This window comes from Micromonospora sp. AKA38, assembly GCF_027925725.1.
Classification (GTDB): domain Bacteria; phylum Actinomycetota; class Actinomycetes; order Mycobacteriales; family Micromonosporaceae; genus Micromonospora.
Window position 1 is genome coordinate 153,507 of sequence record NZ_BNEI01000003.1, and the last position, 13,581, is coordinate 167,087.

Annotated in this window: 13 protein-coding genes and 1 pseudogene; 4 read left to right on the forward strand and 10 right to left on the reverse strand. The window is 74.6% G+C overall.

The features are described from left to right. Positions 1–10: 10 nt before the first annotated feature. The 4 genes from lgt to trpC form a co-directional block, all read right to left on the reverse strand. Positions 11–1,231: a prolipoprotein diacylglyceryl transferase gene (gene lgt, locus TPA0908_RS09065; RefSeq protein WP_281936513.1), complete on the reverse strand. Its 1,221-nt coding sequence runs from the start codon at positions 1,229–1,231 to the stop codon at positions 11–13. A 338-nt stretch (positions 1,232–1,569) separates the two neighbouring features. Beyond that, positions 1,570–2,373, reverse strand: coding sequence for a tryptophan synthase subunit alpha (trpA, locus tag TPA0908_RS09070; protein WP_281936515.1), 804 nt, complete (start codon positions 2,371–2,373; stop codon positions 1,570–1,572). Positions 2,374–2,377: 4 nt separating this feature from the next. Beyond that, positions 2,378–3,604 carry a tryptophan synthase subunit beta gene (gene trpB / locus TPA0908_RS09075; RefSeq protein WP_281936517.1) on the reverse strand — a complete coding sequence of 409 codons (1,227 nt, stop codon included), beginning with the start codon at positions 3,602–3,604 and terminating at the stop codon, positions 2,378–2,380. A 38-nt stretch (positions 3,605–3,642) separates the two neighbouring features. After that, positions 3,643–4,446 (reverse strand): indole-3-glycerol phosphate synthase TrpC, encoded by an 804-nt coding sequence (trpC, locus tag TPA0908_RS09080; RefSeq protein WP_281938492.1) that lies wholly within the window; start codon positions 4,444–4,446, stop codon positions 3,643–3,645. A 443-nt stretch (positions 4,447–4,889) separates the two neighbouring features. On the opposite strand from trpC, the gene TPA0908_RS09085 reads away from it, so the two are divergent. Then, positions 4,890–5,165, forward strand: a complete 276-nt coding sequence (locus tag TPA0908_RS09085; RefSeq protein ID WP_281936519.1) for a hypothetical protein — start codon at positions 4,890–4,892, stop codon at positions 5,163–5,165. On the opposite strand, the gene TPA0908_RS09090 is transcribed toward TPA0908_RS09085, so the two are convergent. The 4 genes and pseudogenes from TPA0908_RS09090 to TPA0908_RS09105 all read right to left on the reverse strand — a co-directional run bounded on the left by TPA0908_RS09090 (position 5,158) and on the right by TPA0908_RS09105 (position 7,511). Continuing rightward, on the reverse strand, positions 5,158–5,721 hold the full coding sequence (locus tag TPA0908_RS09090) for a Trp biosynthesis-associated membrane protein (RefSeq protein WP_281936521.1): 564 nt from the start codon (positions 5,719–5,721) through the stop codon (positions 5,158–5,160). The two genes, TPA0908_RS09085 and TPA0908_RS09090, sit on opposite strands and share 8 nt — an antisense overlap. Further along, positions 5,718–6,140, reverse strand: a complete 423-nt coding sequence (gene hisI / locus TPA0908_RS09095) for a phosphoribosyl-AMP cyclohydrolase (RefSeq protein WP_281938494.1) — start codon at positions 6,138–6,140, stop codon at positions 5,718–5,720. Before hisI ends, TPA0908_RS09090 begins: the two co-directional genes overlap by 4 nt. Before the next feature lie 180 nt (positions 6,141–6,320). Further along, positions 6,321–6,959 (reverse strand): annotated as a pseudogene (locus TPA0908_RS09100) (phosphoribosyl-AMP cyclohydrolase); the annotation flags it as partial. A 162-nt stretch (positions 6,960–7,121) separates the two neighbouring features. After that, positions 7,122–7,511: a MerR family transcriptional regulator gene (locus TPA0908_RS09105; RefSeq protein ID WP_281936523.1), complete on the reverse strand. Its 390-nt coding sequence runs from the start codon at positions 7,509–7,511 to the stop codon at positions 7,122–7,124. Positions 7,512–7,617: 106 nt separating this feature from the next. Here TPA0908_RS09105 and TPA0908_RS09110 point away from each other — a divergent pair, with 106 nt between their 5' ends. The 3 genes from TPA0908_RS09110 to TPA0908_RS09120 are packed head-to-tail and all read left to right on the forward strand — an operon-like array spanning position 7,618 to position 9,751. Then, positions 7,618–8,343: an ABC transporter ATP-binding protein gene (locus TPA0908_RS09110; protein ID WP_281936526.1), complete on the forward strand. Its 726-nt coding sequence runs from the start codon at positions 7,618–7,620 to the stop codon at positions 8,341–8,343. Next, positions 8,340–9,095 (forward strand): ABC transporter permease, encoded by a 756-nt coding sequence (locus tag TPA0908_RS09115; protein WP_107157573.1) that lies wholly within the window; start codon positions 8,340–8,342, stop codon positions 9,093–9,095. Before TPA0908_RS09110 ends, TPA0908_RS09115 begins: the two co-directional genes overlap by 4 nt. After that, complete coding sequence (locus tag TPA0908_RS09120; protein WP_281936530.1) at positions 9,092–9,751, forward strand: TetR/AcrR family transcriptional regulator; 660 nt, start codon at positions 9,092–9,094, stop codon at positions 9,749–9,751. Before TPA0908_RS09115 ends, TPA0908_RS09120 begins: the two co-directional genes overlap by 4 nt. On the opposite strand, the gene TPA0908_RS09125 is transcribed toward TPA0908_RS09120, so the two are convergent. Both TPA0908_RS09125 and TPA0908_RS09130 read right to left on the reverse strand, forming a co-directional pair. Beyond that, positions 9,748–11,523 carry an ABC transporter ATP-binding protein gene (locus tag TPA0908_RS09125; RefSeq protein WP_281936532.1) on the reverse strand — a complete coding sequence of 592 codons (1,776 nt, stop codon included), beginning with the start codon at positions 11,521–11,523 and terminating at the stop codon, positions 9,748–9,750. The two genes, TPA0908_RS09120 and TPA0908_RS09125, sit on opposite strands and share 4 nt — an antisense overlap. 55 nt (positions 11,524–11,578) lie before the next feature. Further along, positions 11,579–13,447, reverse strand: a complete 1,869-nt coding sequence (locus TPA0908_RS09130) for an ABC transporter ATP-binding protein (protein WP_281936534.1) — start codon at positions 13,445–13,447, stop codon at positions 11,579–11,581. Positions 13,448–13,581: the final 134 nt, after the last annotated feature.

The window sequence follows — 13,581 nt, forward strand, 5'->3', positions numbered from 1 at the left end:
ACTCCCCCGCTCAGCTGTCCCGGTCCGCCGGTCGCCCGCCGCCGTCCGCCCGCCCGGCGTCCGCGTCGGCCCGGTCGGCGTCGGCGGCCCGCCCGGCGTCCGCGTCGATCCGGTCGGCGTCGTCGATCCGGTCGGCGTCGTCGGCCCGGTCGGCGTCGTCGGCCCGGTCGGCGTCGTCGGCCCGGTCGGCGTCGTCGGCCGCCGTGGGCTCCGTCGGGGGCAGCGCGCCGGTCTCCCGGTACGCGCGGAACTGGTCCTCGGTCACCACCCGGTAGCCCTCCGGCGCCACCGTGGCCGCGGCGGGCTCGCGGGCGGCAAGGTCGACCTGGGACACGTCGCCGGCCGGCGTCGCCGGTACCGTCGGCTCACCGATCGGGACGAGGTACTCCCGGGGGCCACGGACCCGGACGAAGTAGGCGAGCGCGCCGAGGAAGACCAGCGCCGCCGTCCAGACGTTGAGGCGTACGCCGAGGATGTGGTTGGCCTCGTCGGTGCGCATCAGCTCGATCCAGAACCGGCCCGCCGTGTAGCCCATCACGTAGAGCGCGAACGCCCGGCCCCGGCCCAACCGCAGCCTGCGGTCGAGCACCAGCACCAACGCGGCGACGCCGACGTTCCAGAGCGCCTCGTAGAGGAACGTCGGATGGTAGAGCCCGGGTTGCAGGACCGGGTTGCCGGCGTCGTCGCGCAGCGCGCGACCCGGATTGTCCGGGTCCATCACGTGCACCTCGAGGCCCCACGGCAGGCTGGTCCGCCCGCCGTAGAGCTCGTTGTTGAACCAGTTGCCCAGCCGGCCCACGGCCTGCGCCAGGGGCATGCCGGGGGCCAGCGCGTCGGCGACCACGGAGAGCGGGATGCCGAGCTGCCGGGCGGCGAGCCAGGCGCCGACCGCGCCGCCGGCCACCGCGCCCCAGATGCCGAGCCCGCCCTCCCAGATGGCGAACGCCTTGAGCGGCTGGCCGTCGGCGCCGAAGTATTTCTCCGGGGAGGTGATCACGTGGTAGAGCCGGGCGCCGATGATGCCCGCCGGCACCGCCCAGACGGCGATGTCGAGCACGGCGCCCGGTGCGACGCCGCGGCGACGCAGTCGGTACTCGGTGACCACGCAGGCCACCACGATGCCGGCAATGATGCAGAGCGCGTACGCCCGGATCGGAACCGGACCGAGCTGCCAGACGGCGGTGCTGGGGCTGGGCATGGCCGCCAGGGGAGTCATCGGGGCGAGGGTCACGGGTGCACACGGTACCGGTGCGGACCGTGTGCGCGGCACCCCGGTCCGGCCTGTCCGGTCGTCGGCGCGGCGCGCCACGCGCACCCGCCGTCAGTGCTTCCAGTGCCTACGAACTTGATGGCACAGGTGACTCAACGCACAACGCACCGTCGGCGTGGTCCGGCACGCCTGACCCATCCACGCCATCAAGTTCGTAGGCGAAGACTGGCATCCCCGTCCTGCCCACGCCGAAGAGCCGGACGGCATGGACCGCGTCGGGGCGAGCGCATCACGAATCACCGCCGGGATCGACCGACGGCGAGCTGCGGCAGGGACCGACGACAGGCCGACGACGGGGGTCAGCGAACGGGGTTGCGGACGCCCTCGGCGAGTTCGGTGCTGAGCGTGCGCAGCGCGTCCAGGCCGGCGGCCTCGTCCGGCGCGTCGAGCACGCAGCGGACCAGCGCGCTGCCCACGATCACCGCGTCGGCGTACCCGGCGACGGTGGCGGCCTGCGCGCCGGTGCCCACGCCCAGCCCGACGCCGACCGGCAGGTCGGTGACCTCGCGCAGCCGGGAGACCAGGACCGGCGCCGCCTCGGAGGTCTGGGCGCGGGCGCCGGTCACGCCCATGATCGCGGTGGCGTAGACGAAACCGCGGCAGTGCTCGGCGGTCATCCGCAGGCGTGCGTCGGTGGAGGACGGCGACACCAGGAACGTCCGGTCCAGGCCGTGCGCCTCGGAGGCGGCCAGCCACTCGGCCGCCTCGTCGGGGATCAGGTCCGGCGTGATGAGCCCGGTGCCGCCGGCGGCGGCCAGGTCGCGGGCGAACGCGTCGACGCCGTACTGCTCGATCGGGTTCCAGTAGGTCATGGTGACCACCGGCGCGCCGGTCGCGGCCACCGCCTCGATGACGCGCAGCGCGTCGGCGGTGCGCACGCCGCCGGCCAACGCGATGTCGCTGGCCTTCTGGATGACCGGCCCGTCCATCACCGGGTCGGAGTAGGGGATCTCCACCTCGACGACGTCGACGCCCGCCTCGACCATGGCGGTCATGGCGGCGATGCTGCCCTCGACCGTGGGGAAGCCGGCCGGCATGCAGCCGACCAGCACGGCCCGCCCGTCGGCCCGGGCCTTGTCGAAGGCGACCCCGATGCGACTCACGCTCTCACTCCTTGTCGAGGATGCCGAAGTACGCGCCGGCGGTGTGCACGTCCTTGTCGCCACGGCCGGAGAGGTTGACCACGATCACCGGCTCCCGGCCCAACTCGGCGGCGAGTTCCGGGGCGATCTTGCGGGCGCCGGCCAGCGCGTGCGCGCTCTCGATCGCCGGGATGATCCCCTCGGTGCGGCAGAGCAGCTCGAACGCGGCCATCGCCTCGGCGTCGTCGACGGGCAGGTAGGTGGCCCGGCCCGTGTCGTGCAGCCAGGCGTGCTCCGGCCCGACGCCCGGGTAGTCCAGACCGGCCGAGATCGAGTGCGACTCGATGGTCTGGCCGTCGGCGTTCTGCAGGACGTAGGTGCGGGTGCCGTGCAGCACGCCCGACGAGCCGCCGGTGATGCTGGCCGCGTGCCGGCCGGACTCCACACCCTCGCCGCCGGCCTCGAAGCCGTAGAGTCGCACCCCGGCGTCGGGCACGAAGGCGTGGAAGATGCCCAGCGCGTTGGAGCCGCCGCCGACACAGGCCGCGACCGCGTCCGGCAGCGCGCCGGTCAGGTCCAGGCACTGCTGGCGGGCCTCCACGCCGATGCCGCGCACGAAGTCCCGGACCATCTCCGGGAACGGGTGCGGCCCGGCGGCGGTGCCGATCAGGTAGTGGGTGTCCTCGACGTTGGCGACCCAGTCGCGCATCGCCTCGTTCATCGCGTCCTTGAGCGTGCGCGAGCCGGCCGTCACCGGGATCACGGTGGCGCCGAGCATCCGCATCCGGGCCACGTTGAGCGCCTGCCGCTCGGTGTCCACCGCGCCCATGTAGACCACGCACTCGAGATCGAACAGCGCGGCGGCGGTCGCGGTGGCCACGCCGTGCTGGCCGGCGCCGGTCTCCGCGATCACCCGCCGCTTGCCCATCCGCCGGGTGAGCAGCGCCTGGCCGAGCACGTTGCGGACCTTGTGGGCGCCGGTGTGGTTGAGGTCCTCCCGCTTGAGCAGGACGCGCGCCCCCACCTGGGCGGAGAGCCGCCGGGCCTCGTACAGCATCGAGGGGGTGCCGGCGTAGTCGCGCAGCAGCGCGTCGAACTCGGCGAGGAACTCCTCGTCCCCCATCGCCTTGCGGTACGCCGCGTCCAGCTCGTCGAGCGCGGCGACAAGCGCCTCGGGGACGAACCGGCCGCCGAACCGGCCGAAGTGGCCGGCGGCGTCGGGAACCTGGCCGGCAGCGGGTGCGGCGCTCATCGCGGGCGTCCTCTCGGTTCGGGTGGGCCCGGCGCGGGTCAGCGCACCGGGCGGGGCGTGGCCGGGTGGTTCCCGGCGTTGACCAGCTCGGCGACCGCCTCGCGGGGGCTCTTCTGGGTGACCAGGCCCTCGCCAACCAGGACGGCGTCGGCGCCGGCCGAGGCGTACCGGATCAGGTCGTGCGGACCGCGCACGCCCGACTCGGCGATCTTGACGACGCGGCTCGGCAGCCCGGGCGCGATCCGCTCGAACACCGACCGGTCGACCTCCAGGGTACGCAGGTCGCGGGCGTTGACGCCGATCACCTGCGCGCCGGCCTCCAGGGCCCGGTCCGCCTCTTCCTCGGTGTGCACCTCGACGAGCGCGGTCATGCCCAGCGACTCGATCCGCTCCAGCAGCCCGACCAGCGCGTTCTGCTCCAACGCGGCGACGATCAGCAGCACCAGGTCGGCGCCGTGCGCGCGGGCCTCGTGCACCTGGTAGCTGGAGACCACGAAGTCCTTGCGCAGCACCGGCACGTTCACCGCGGCCCGGACCGCGGCCAGGTCGTCAAGCGACCCGCCGAACCAGCGGCCCTCGGTCAGCACGCTGATCGCCCGCGCGCCACCGGCCGCGTAGTCGCTGGCCAGGTCGGCCGGGTTCGCGATCTCGGCCAGCCGCCCCTTGGACGGCGACGAGCGCTTCACCTCCGCGATCACGGCCACGCCGGGTCGGCGCAGCGCCGCGTACGCGTCGATCGGTGGCGGCGCGGCGGCGGCCAGCTCACGGATCCGCTCCAGCGGGAGCTGTTCCTGCCGCCGGGCCACGTCCTCGCGCACCCCGGCCAGGATCTCGTCGAGCACCCCTGCGGACGGCGCCGCTCCGGCGTCGTCCCCCTCCGCGTGCGCATGCTCAGCAGTCACCAACGGACTCCCCTCTCCGGGTGTCATGGGCCGATGCTAGGTGGCGCCACCTGGCGACACGTGCCGGGGGGTATGGCGCACCTCACGACATGGGCTGTGGCATGATGGCCGACTTCGGGTGAACGCGGTGTCACGCAGCGCCACCGCATGCATCGACCATCGCCCATGACCCATCTCACCACGCCCGGCCCGACCTCGCAGCCCGACGTCCGGCCCGCTGTGACCAAGGTCAAGGACTTCCGCCCCTGTGCAGGTCGCCCCGCGTGCGGGAGCGTTGACCTGCGCTTCACGGTGGCGAAACGTGAGCCGGACACCATCGTCGCAGGGCAGACTCGACGAGGCCGCTGCCGACCGAAGCCGAACGATCTCGTGTGGGGTGAACCATGAGCGCCAACGGGCCGCACCAGAACATCGGGTTGACCACCGTCTCCCGAACCGTCGCCTCACTCGCCGTCGGCGTGGTGCACACGCTCGAACGCGCGGTGGCCGGTGACGGCCGGACGCGTACCGCCCGGGGCAACGCCTGGGAGGCGGTCTGCGCCGACCGGGCCCGGGCCGCGCAACGCCGCGAGTTGGAGCGGCTGGTGGCCGAGCTGGCCGCCGCCCGGGCCGCGGCCCGGGACCGCCGGGCGACGCGCGAGGCCCAGCCGGTCAGCTGACCGTCGGGTCCTCGCCCCGGTCCAGCGCGTCCCACGCGTCCCGGGTGCCCCGTTCGACCGCCGGCCGGTCCGCGTCGGCGAGGCCGGTCGACCCGGCCCGCCGCTCGTACCGGGCGCCCATCGCCGGCCACCGCCCGGCCCGCCACGCGGTGAACGCCCCGCCGGTCGCGAGCGCCAGACCGCCCACCAGCACCAGCGCCGGCCAGAGCCGGCTGACCCCGGGCTCGCCGAGACCGACCCCGCCACCGACCGCGACGGCCAGCCCGACGACCGCCAGCAGCACGCCGAGCAGCCGGCGCAGCCGCCCCCCGGTGGCCAGCACCGCGCCGCCGCCGGCCAACCCGACGTAGGCCAGCGCCGACACCCACGGCAGCAGGTCCGCGCCGGTGCGGCCCGACCGCCCAGGTGCGAGGGAACCACCGGCGGTCGGGTCGGTCGACCAGCTCCGGGTCACCGCCCAGGCGGCCAGGCCCGCGCCGGCCAGGCAGAGCAGCACCGCGTACGCCAGCTCGCGCCGGCCCCGGACGGCGGGCGGGCCGACCGCGGTGTCGGTCACGGGGTCACCCCCGGCGAGCTGACCGGCAACTCGGTGAAGAAGCAGGTGCGGTGACCGGTGTGGCAGGCCGCGCCCACCTGCTCCACGCTGACCAGCAGCGCGTCGCCGTCGCAGTCCAGCGCGACCGAGCGGACGTACTGGTGGTGGCCGGAGGTCGCGCCCTTGACCCAGTACTCCCCCCGGCTGCGCGACCAGTAGGTGGCCCGGCCGCTGGTGAGCGTGCGGTGCAGCGCCTCGTCGTCCATCCAGGCGACCATCAGCACCTCACCCGAGTCGTGGGCGCGGACCACGGCGGCGACCAGACCGTCCGGGGTGCGGCGGAGCCTGGCCGCGATGGCCGGGTCGAGCTGGGAGGGCCGGGCCGGGCCGGCGGCGGAGCGGGCGGAGGCGCCGGTCACGGGCGCGTCAGAGGCGGGCACGGTTGACCATTCTCCCGCACGTGGCGCCGGCACCGTCGACGTGTCCCGGGTCGCCGGTGGCGCCGCGTGCAGCGTCCGGCTGAGCTGACCGAGGTAGCGGTCCACCCGACCGTCGGCGAGCGCCTCGGCCAGGTCCGCGCCGGCCACCGCGGCGACCTCCCCGGCGTACGGGCGGACCAGCGGGACGATGCCGGTAACCAGGCGGCCGGCGGCGGCCCCGACCTCGGCCGGATCACCGGCGCGCAGCCCGAGGCAGAGCAGCATGTCGGCGCGGTAGCCGGGCGGGGCCACCGGCAGGTCCAGCGCGGCGGTCAGCGCGGCCCGACGGGACACCACCCGGACGGCCGGGTTGGCCAGCCGGAGCACCGAGGGGCAGAGCCGGGCCAGGTCGGCCGCCGCGAGCCGGACCCCGGGGGCGTCGCCGGCCCAGTGCGCCCCGGCCACCTTGCCGAGCGTGGCGACCAGGTCCTCCAGGCGCGGCTCGTCGGCGGGCTGGCAGAGCACCGGCAGGTCGATCCGGCGGCGCCACTCCGGCACCGCCCAGAGCAGCCGGGCGGGCGCGGTGACCGGCAGCCCGAACGCCCAGTCGGCGGGCTGCCCGAGCCGGCGCACCCAGGAGCGGACGTCCCGGGAGGCCACCGAGACGTGCACCAGCCGGCCGTCGAACTCGGCCAGGTAGGCGTCCCGGCTCGCGTACGCGCCGGTGGGGCGGGCCGGGGCCGTCGAGGCGGGACGCTCCTCGTCGGTGGCGACGAGCACGTCCACGTCGACGTCGCTGTGCTCGGTGGCGGCCCGTCGGGCGTGGCTGCCGCGCAGCATGATCCCGACGACCGGTCGGTTCGCGGCCCGGCGCAGGCGGGTGGCCCAGTCGTCGAGGAATCGGAACTCGGGCAACGAAGCGGGACCCACCGCGACATGGTGCCGGAAGTCCGATCTCAAGCGCAATGCCCGATGGCGGACCGGGTGTCCGGTGCGGGTGGCTTAGCCCAGTTCCTCTTCGGCCTGCCGGTACAGGTCGATCTTGTGGTCGAGGGCCTTGAGATCCTCGGTCAGCTCGGCCATCCGGGCCAGCACCCGGGCCCGGTGCGCCTCGAACAGCGCCCGCCGCGCGCCGAGCGTACGGTCGCCCTGCCGGGCCAGCTCGGCGTAGCGGCGCATGTCGCGCACCGGCATCCCGGTCCGGCGCAGCCGCAGGAGCAGGAACAGCCAGTTGACGTCCGCCTCGGTGTAGCGCCGGCGGCCGGCGGAGTCCCGCCCGACCGGCGCGACCAGCCCCTCCTGCTCGTACCAGCGCAGCGTGTAGGTGGTCAGGCCGACCCGCTGCGCCGCCTCGCCGACGCTGAGGCTCTTCTCCCGGATACCGATGTCCACCGATTCAGGCTTCCAGTTCGAGCCCACTCGAAGTCAACAGCATTGCCCGGCCGATGGAATTCATCTACCGTTGATTTCAACGGTAGATGAATTGTCGGAGGCGGACATGGACGACGCGGTGGCGGTCCGTGGCCTGGTGGTCGACCGGGGCGGGCGGCGGGTGCTGCACGGCATCAGCTGCGCCGTGCCCCGCGGCACGGTCACCGGGCTGCTCGGGCCCAGCGGCAGCGGCAAGACCACGCTGATGCGCGCGGTGGTCGGCGTGCAGACGGTCGACGCCGGCACGGTCGACGTGCTCGGTCGGCCCGCCGGCACGGCCGAGCTGCGCCACCGGGTGGGCTACCTGACCCAGGCGCCGAGCGTCTACGCCGACCTCACGGTCCGGGAGAACGCCCGCTACTTCGCCGTGCTCCAGGGCCGGGGCCGTGCCGACGCCGACCGCGCGGTGTCCGACGTCGGGCTGGCCGGGGCGGCCGACCAACTGGTCGGCACGCTCTCCGGCGGCCAACGCAGCCGCGCGTCGCTCGCCTGTGCCCTGGTCGGCGACCCGGAGCTGGTCGTCCTCGACGAGCCCACGGTCGGCCAGGACCCGGTGCTGCGGGCCGACCTGTGGGCCCGCTTCCACGCCATGGCCGCCACCGGCACCACGCTGCTGGTCTCCAGTCACGTGATGGACGAGGCGGCCCGCTGCGACCGGCTGCTGCTGATCCGCGAGGGCCGGCTGGTCGCCGACGACACCCCGGCCGCGGTCCGCGCCGCCACCGGCGTGGACGACCTGGAGGAGGCGTTCCTGCGCCTGATCCGCGACGGCGAATCGGAGGCCACCTCGTGAACGGGCGCATCCTGGCCGCCACGACCGGGCGGATCCTGCGTCAGCTCCGGCACGACAGGCGCACCGTCGCGCTGCTCGTCGTGGTGCCGGCGGTGCTGCTCACGCTGGTCTACTTCATGTACGTCGACCAGCCCACCCCGCCCGGCGCGCCGCGCACCTTCGACCGGGTCGCGCTGATCATGCTGGGCTTCTTCCCGTTCATCATCATGTTCCTGGTGACCAGCATCGCCATGCTCCGCGAGCGCACCACCGGCACGCTGGAACGGCTGCTCACCACGCCGCTGGGCAAGCTGGACCTGCTCTTCGGCTACGGCATCGCGTTCGGGCTGGCCGGGGTGCTCCAGTCCACCGTCGCCTCGCTGGTGGCCTACCAGGTGTTCGGGCTGGACACCGCCGGCAGCCCGTGGCTGGTCGTGCTGATCGCCGGCGTGAACGCGGTGCTGGCCGTGGCGCTCGGCCTGTTCTGCTCCGCGTTCGCCCGCACCGAGTTCCAGGCGGTGCAGTTCATGCCGGTCGTGGTCGCCCCGCAACTGCTGCTCTGCGGGCTGTTCGTGCCCCGCGGCCAGATGGCCGGCTGGCTCCAGGCCGTCAGCGACGTGCTGCCGCTGTCGTACGCGGTCGAAGCGCTCCAGGAGGTCGGCGCGCACGCCGAGCCGACCGGCACCATGTGGCGCGACGTGGCGATCGTGGCCGGCGCGGCGGTGGTCGCGCTGGTGCTGGCCGCCGCGACGCTGCGCCGGCGCAGCGGATGACCCCGCGTCGCGACGCCGAGCCGACGGCGCAGCCGAGAAGACCGCGTCGCACCGGGCGGCGGCCCGGCAACCCGGACACCCGGGAGGCGATCCTCGCCGCGGCCCGGGACGCGTTCGCCGAGCGCGGCTTCGACGCCACCGGAATCCGGACGGTCGCCGCCGCCGCCGGCGTGGACCCGGCGCTGGTGCACCACTACTTCGGCGCCAAGGAGGAGCTGTTCCGCGCCGCCATGGCGATCCCGGTCGACCCGGCCGAGCTGGTGCCCCGGGTGCTGGCCGGCGGCCGGGACGAGGTCGGCGAACGGCTGGTCCGCACGTTCCTGAGCGTGTGGGACTCGCCGGCCGGCGCCGCCGCGGTGGCGCTGCTCCGCTCCGCGGTGAGCAACCAGTGGACCGCCCGCCTGCTGCGCGAGTTCCTCACCACCCAGATCCTGCGCCGGGTCGTCGACCAGCTCGACCTCGACCCGGCCGAGGAGCCGCTGCGGGGCGCGCTGGTGGCCACCCAGGTCGCCGGCCTGGCCATGATGCGCTACGTGATCCGCCTGGAACCGGTCGCCTCCGCGACCCCGGACACGCTGGCCGCCACCATCGGCCCGACCGTGCAGCGCTACCTCACCGGCCCGCTGGCCCCGGGCGGGCCGACCGACGCCGGCTAGCGGGTCTGCTCCAGCCAGGAGGCGTAGAGCAGGGCGTAGACCGAGTCGGTGTCCCGGACCAGTTCCTCGTGCGAGCCGCGCTGCACGATCCGGCCCCGGTCCACCACGATCACCTCGTCCGCCGCCTGCGCGGTGGAGAGCCGGTGCGCGATGGCCAGCGTGGTGCGCCCCCGGGTCACCGCGTCCAGCGTGCGTTGCAGGCGCACCTCGGTGGCCGGGTCGACCGCGCTGGTCGCCTCGTCGAGCACCAGCAGGTCCGGGTCGGCCACGTACGCGCGGGCCAGCGCCACGAGCTGCCGCTCGCCGACGCTGAGCGCCTCGCCGCGCTCGCCCACCGGGGTGTCCAGCCCGGCCGGCAGCCCGTCCAGCCAGTCGGCCAGGCCCAACTCGGTGAAGGCGGCGGTGAGCCGGGCGTCGGACAGCTCCGGGCGGGCGAACCGGACGTTCTCCCCGACCGTGGCGTCGAACAGGAAACCGTCCTGCGGCACCATCACCACCCGGGCGCGCAGCGAGTCGAAGCGGACCTGACGCAGGTCGACGCCGGAGAGCAGCACCTCGCCCTCGGTCGGGTCCATCAGCCGGGTGAGCAGCTTGGCGAAGGTGGTCTTGCCGCTGCCGGTCTCGCCGACCACCGCCACCCGGCTCTTCGCCGCGATGTCCAGCGTCACGTCGTGCAGCACCGGCGGCCCGCCCGGATAGGCGAACGTCACCTGGGCGAAGCGGACGTCGAGCGGACCGGACGGCAGCTCCCGGCCCCGCTCGCCCGGGTCGGCCACGTCCGGCTCGACGTCCAGCACGTCGAGCACCCGACGCCAGCCGGCGATCGCGTTCTGCGCCTCGTTGAGCACCTCGGTGGCGATCTGCACCGGCTGGATGAAGAGCGTGACCAGGAACAGGAACGCGGTGAGCTGGCCGACCGACAGCGTCCGGTCGACGCCCAGGCTCACCCCGACCACCACCACGCCGGCCAGCGCCAGGCCGGCGGCCAGCTCGCCGACCGAGCTGCCCAGGATGCTGATCCGGATGGCCCGCTGCTGGGCCAGCCGCTGCCCGTCGATCGCCGCGTCCAGCCGGCGGGCGGTGCGCCCGGCGATCCCGTACGCCCGGATCACCGGCGCGCCGACCACGCTCTCGCCGATCGCGCCGAGCAGCGTGCCGGTCCGCTGCCGGACCAGCCCGTACGCGCCGGCCAGCCGGCGCTGCAACAGCCGGATGATCAGCACCGCGGGCGCGAACGCGACGAGCACCACGAGCGTCAACTGCCAGGAGTACGCCAGCATCACGGCGGTGGTCACCAGCAGTTGCCCCAGGTTGACCAGGAGGATCACGCCGCCCCACTGGAGGAACTGGGTGATCTGGTCGACGTCGCTGGTGACCCGGGAGACCAGCGACCCGCGCCGCTCGGACTGCTGGTGCAGCATGGACAGGTCGTGCACGTGCCGGAACGCGCGGGTCCGCACGCCGGCCAGCGCGGTCTCGCTGACCGTGAACAGCCGACGCATCATCAGGTAGCCGCAGGCGGTGGTGACCACCAGCACGGCGACGGTGACCGCCACGGTCAGCGAGATGACGCCCAGGTCGAGCCCGCCGACGATGCCGTGGTCGATGCCGCGCTGCACCGCCACCGGCACCGCCACCCGGCCGACCATGTAGACAAGCGCCAACGCCAACGTGCCGGCCAGCCCGGTCTTCAGCTCCGGCGAGAGCGCCAACCCGCGCCGCAGCGTCCCCCAGGTCGACTCAGACCGCTCGGCCGTGATCGTGCTCGTCACCGGACCCGCCTTCCGTTCGCGACTGCGGGGCTCCGCTTCGCTGCACTCCTCGCGCTCACCGGTCCACCTCCATCTCCAGACCGGACGGCACCGGCGTGACCTCGTCGTACGTGCGGTTCTGCTCGCGTTCCTGTTCGGCCTGCTCGTACGCGGTGACCAGGTCGGCGTACCCGGGCACGGTGGCCAGCAGCTCGGGGTGCGTGCCGCGGGCGACCACCCGGCCCTGCTCCACGTAGATCACCTCGTCGGCGAGCGCGATGGTGGCCCGCCGGTACGCCACCACCAGGATCGACGCGCCCCCGTCGCCGGGGGCGCGCAGGCCGGCCAGGATGGCCGCCTCGACCCGCGGGTCGACGGCGCTGGTGGCGTCGTCGAGCACCAGCAGCCGGGGCCGGCCGGCGAGCGCCCGGGCCAGCGTGAGCCGTTGCCGCTGCCCGCCGGAGAGCGAGGTGCCCCGCTCACCGACCATGGTGTCCAGCCCGTCCGGCAGGGCGGCGACGAAGCCGTCCGCCTCGGCCAGCCGCAGCGCGGCCCACACCTCGTCGTCGCCGACGCCGGCCCGGTCGAGCGTGATGTTGGCCCGGACCGTGTCGTCGAAGACGAACGGCACCTGGGCCACCAGCGCCACCGTGGCGGCGAGCGAGGCGGCGGTCAGCTCGCGCACGTCGACGCCGTCCAGCGTGACGCGGCCACGGTCCGGATCGACCAGCCGCACGGCCAGCGACGCGATGGTGGACTTGCCGGAGCCGGTCGGACCGACCAGGGCCACCGTCTTCCCGGCCGGCACCGTGAACGTCACCTCGCCGAGCACCTCCGTGCCGGGCCGGTGCGCCTCGGCCGGCTCGTACCCGAAGTGGACGTCGGCGAAGCCCAGCGTGGCCGGCTCCCGGCGGGCCGGGTCGAGCGTCACGTCGCCGTACGGCATCTCGCCGGTGGCGTCCAGGACCCGGCTGACCCGCTCCCAGCCGGCGACGCTGCGCGGCAGCTCGGCCAGCACCCAGCCGATCGCCCGCACCGGGAAGGCCAGCACGGTGAACAGGAACGCGACGCTGACCAGCTCGGTCACCGTGATCGCGCCCTGTTGGAGCCGGACCGCGCCGACCACCAGCACGGCGAGCGTGCCGAGGCTGGGCAGGGTCTCCAGCATCGGGTCGAAGACGCCGCGCAGCCGGCCGACGGAGATCAACGCGTCGCGCAGGTCACCGGCGCGGGCGGCGAAGCGGGCCGTCTCCTGGGACTCCCGGCCCATGGTCTTGACCACCAACGCGCCGTCGAAGCTCTCGTGCGCGATGCCGCTGACCTCGGCGCGCAGCCGCTGGGCGCGAGCCTGGCGGGGTGCCATCCGGCGGGAGTAGACCACGTTGAGGGCGAACAGCGCGGGGAAGACGGCGAGGCCGACCAGGGCGAGCGCCCAGTCGGTGACGAACAGCGAGGCCACGGCGCCGACCAGCATCACCAGCGTGCCGACCGCGAACGGCAGCGGCGCGATCGGGTACCAGGCGGCCTCCACGTCGGAGTTGGCGTTGGACAGCAGCGTGCCGGTGGAGTTGCGGTGGTGCCAGGCCAGCGGCAGGTCGAGGTAGCGGCGGGTGACCCGGCGACGGTAGGCGGCCTGGAGCCGGTACTGCATGTAACCGGCGCCGAGCCGCCGGCCGAAGATGCCGACCACCCGCAGCACGCTGATCCCGAACAGCGCCGACGCGGCGAGCGCGAGGGCGCCGCCGGCCACCGCGCCGCGTTCGACCGCCGGCACCACCACGTCGCCGACCACCGCGCCGACCACGTACGCGCTGGCGATGACGAGGAGGCCGAAGAGCACACTGCCGCTGACCGCCACCGCGAAGATCCGTGGTTGCTCCCGGATCGCCCGGCCGAGCACCCTGAGCCCCTTGCCGAGCACGTCCCGACTTGTCCCGCTCGCCACGCTCTCCCCCGCCGTAAGCCACAGTTTTCTCCCCCATCCTTACCGCTCGTCGCCGCGTACGCCGACCCGGCCGGGATATGTCCGCCGTCACGTTCGCGCCGACCGGGGCCGGACGGCGGGCCGCGACCGGCGGC

What these genes read in the sequence shown, in the direction of transcription:
- TPA0908_RS09110 (WP_281936526.1), top strand. Translation starts at nt 7,618, where the DNA reads ATGGACGACGCGGTGGCGGTCCGTGGCCTGGTGGTCGACCGGGGCGGG.
- trpB (WP_281936517.1), bottom strand. Translation starts at nt 3,604, where the DNA reads ATGAGCGCCGCACCCGCTGCCGGCCAGGTTCCCGACGCCGCCGGCCAC.
- TPA0908_RS09085 (WP_281936519.1), top strand. Translation starts at nt 4,890, where the DNA reads ATGAGCGCCAACGGGCCGCACCAGAACATCGGGTTGACCACCGTCTCC.
- TPA0908_RS09120 (WP_281936530.1), top strand. Translation starts at nt 9,092, where the DNA reads ATGACCCCGCGTCGCGACGCCGAGCCGACGGCGCAGCCGAGAAGACCG.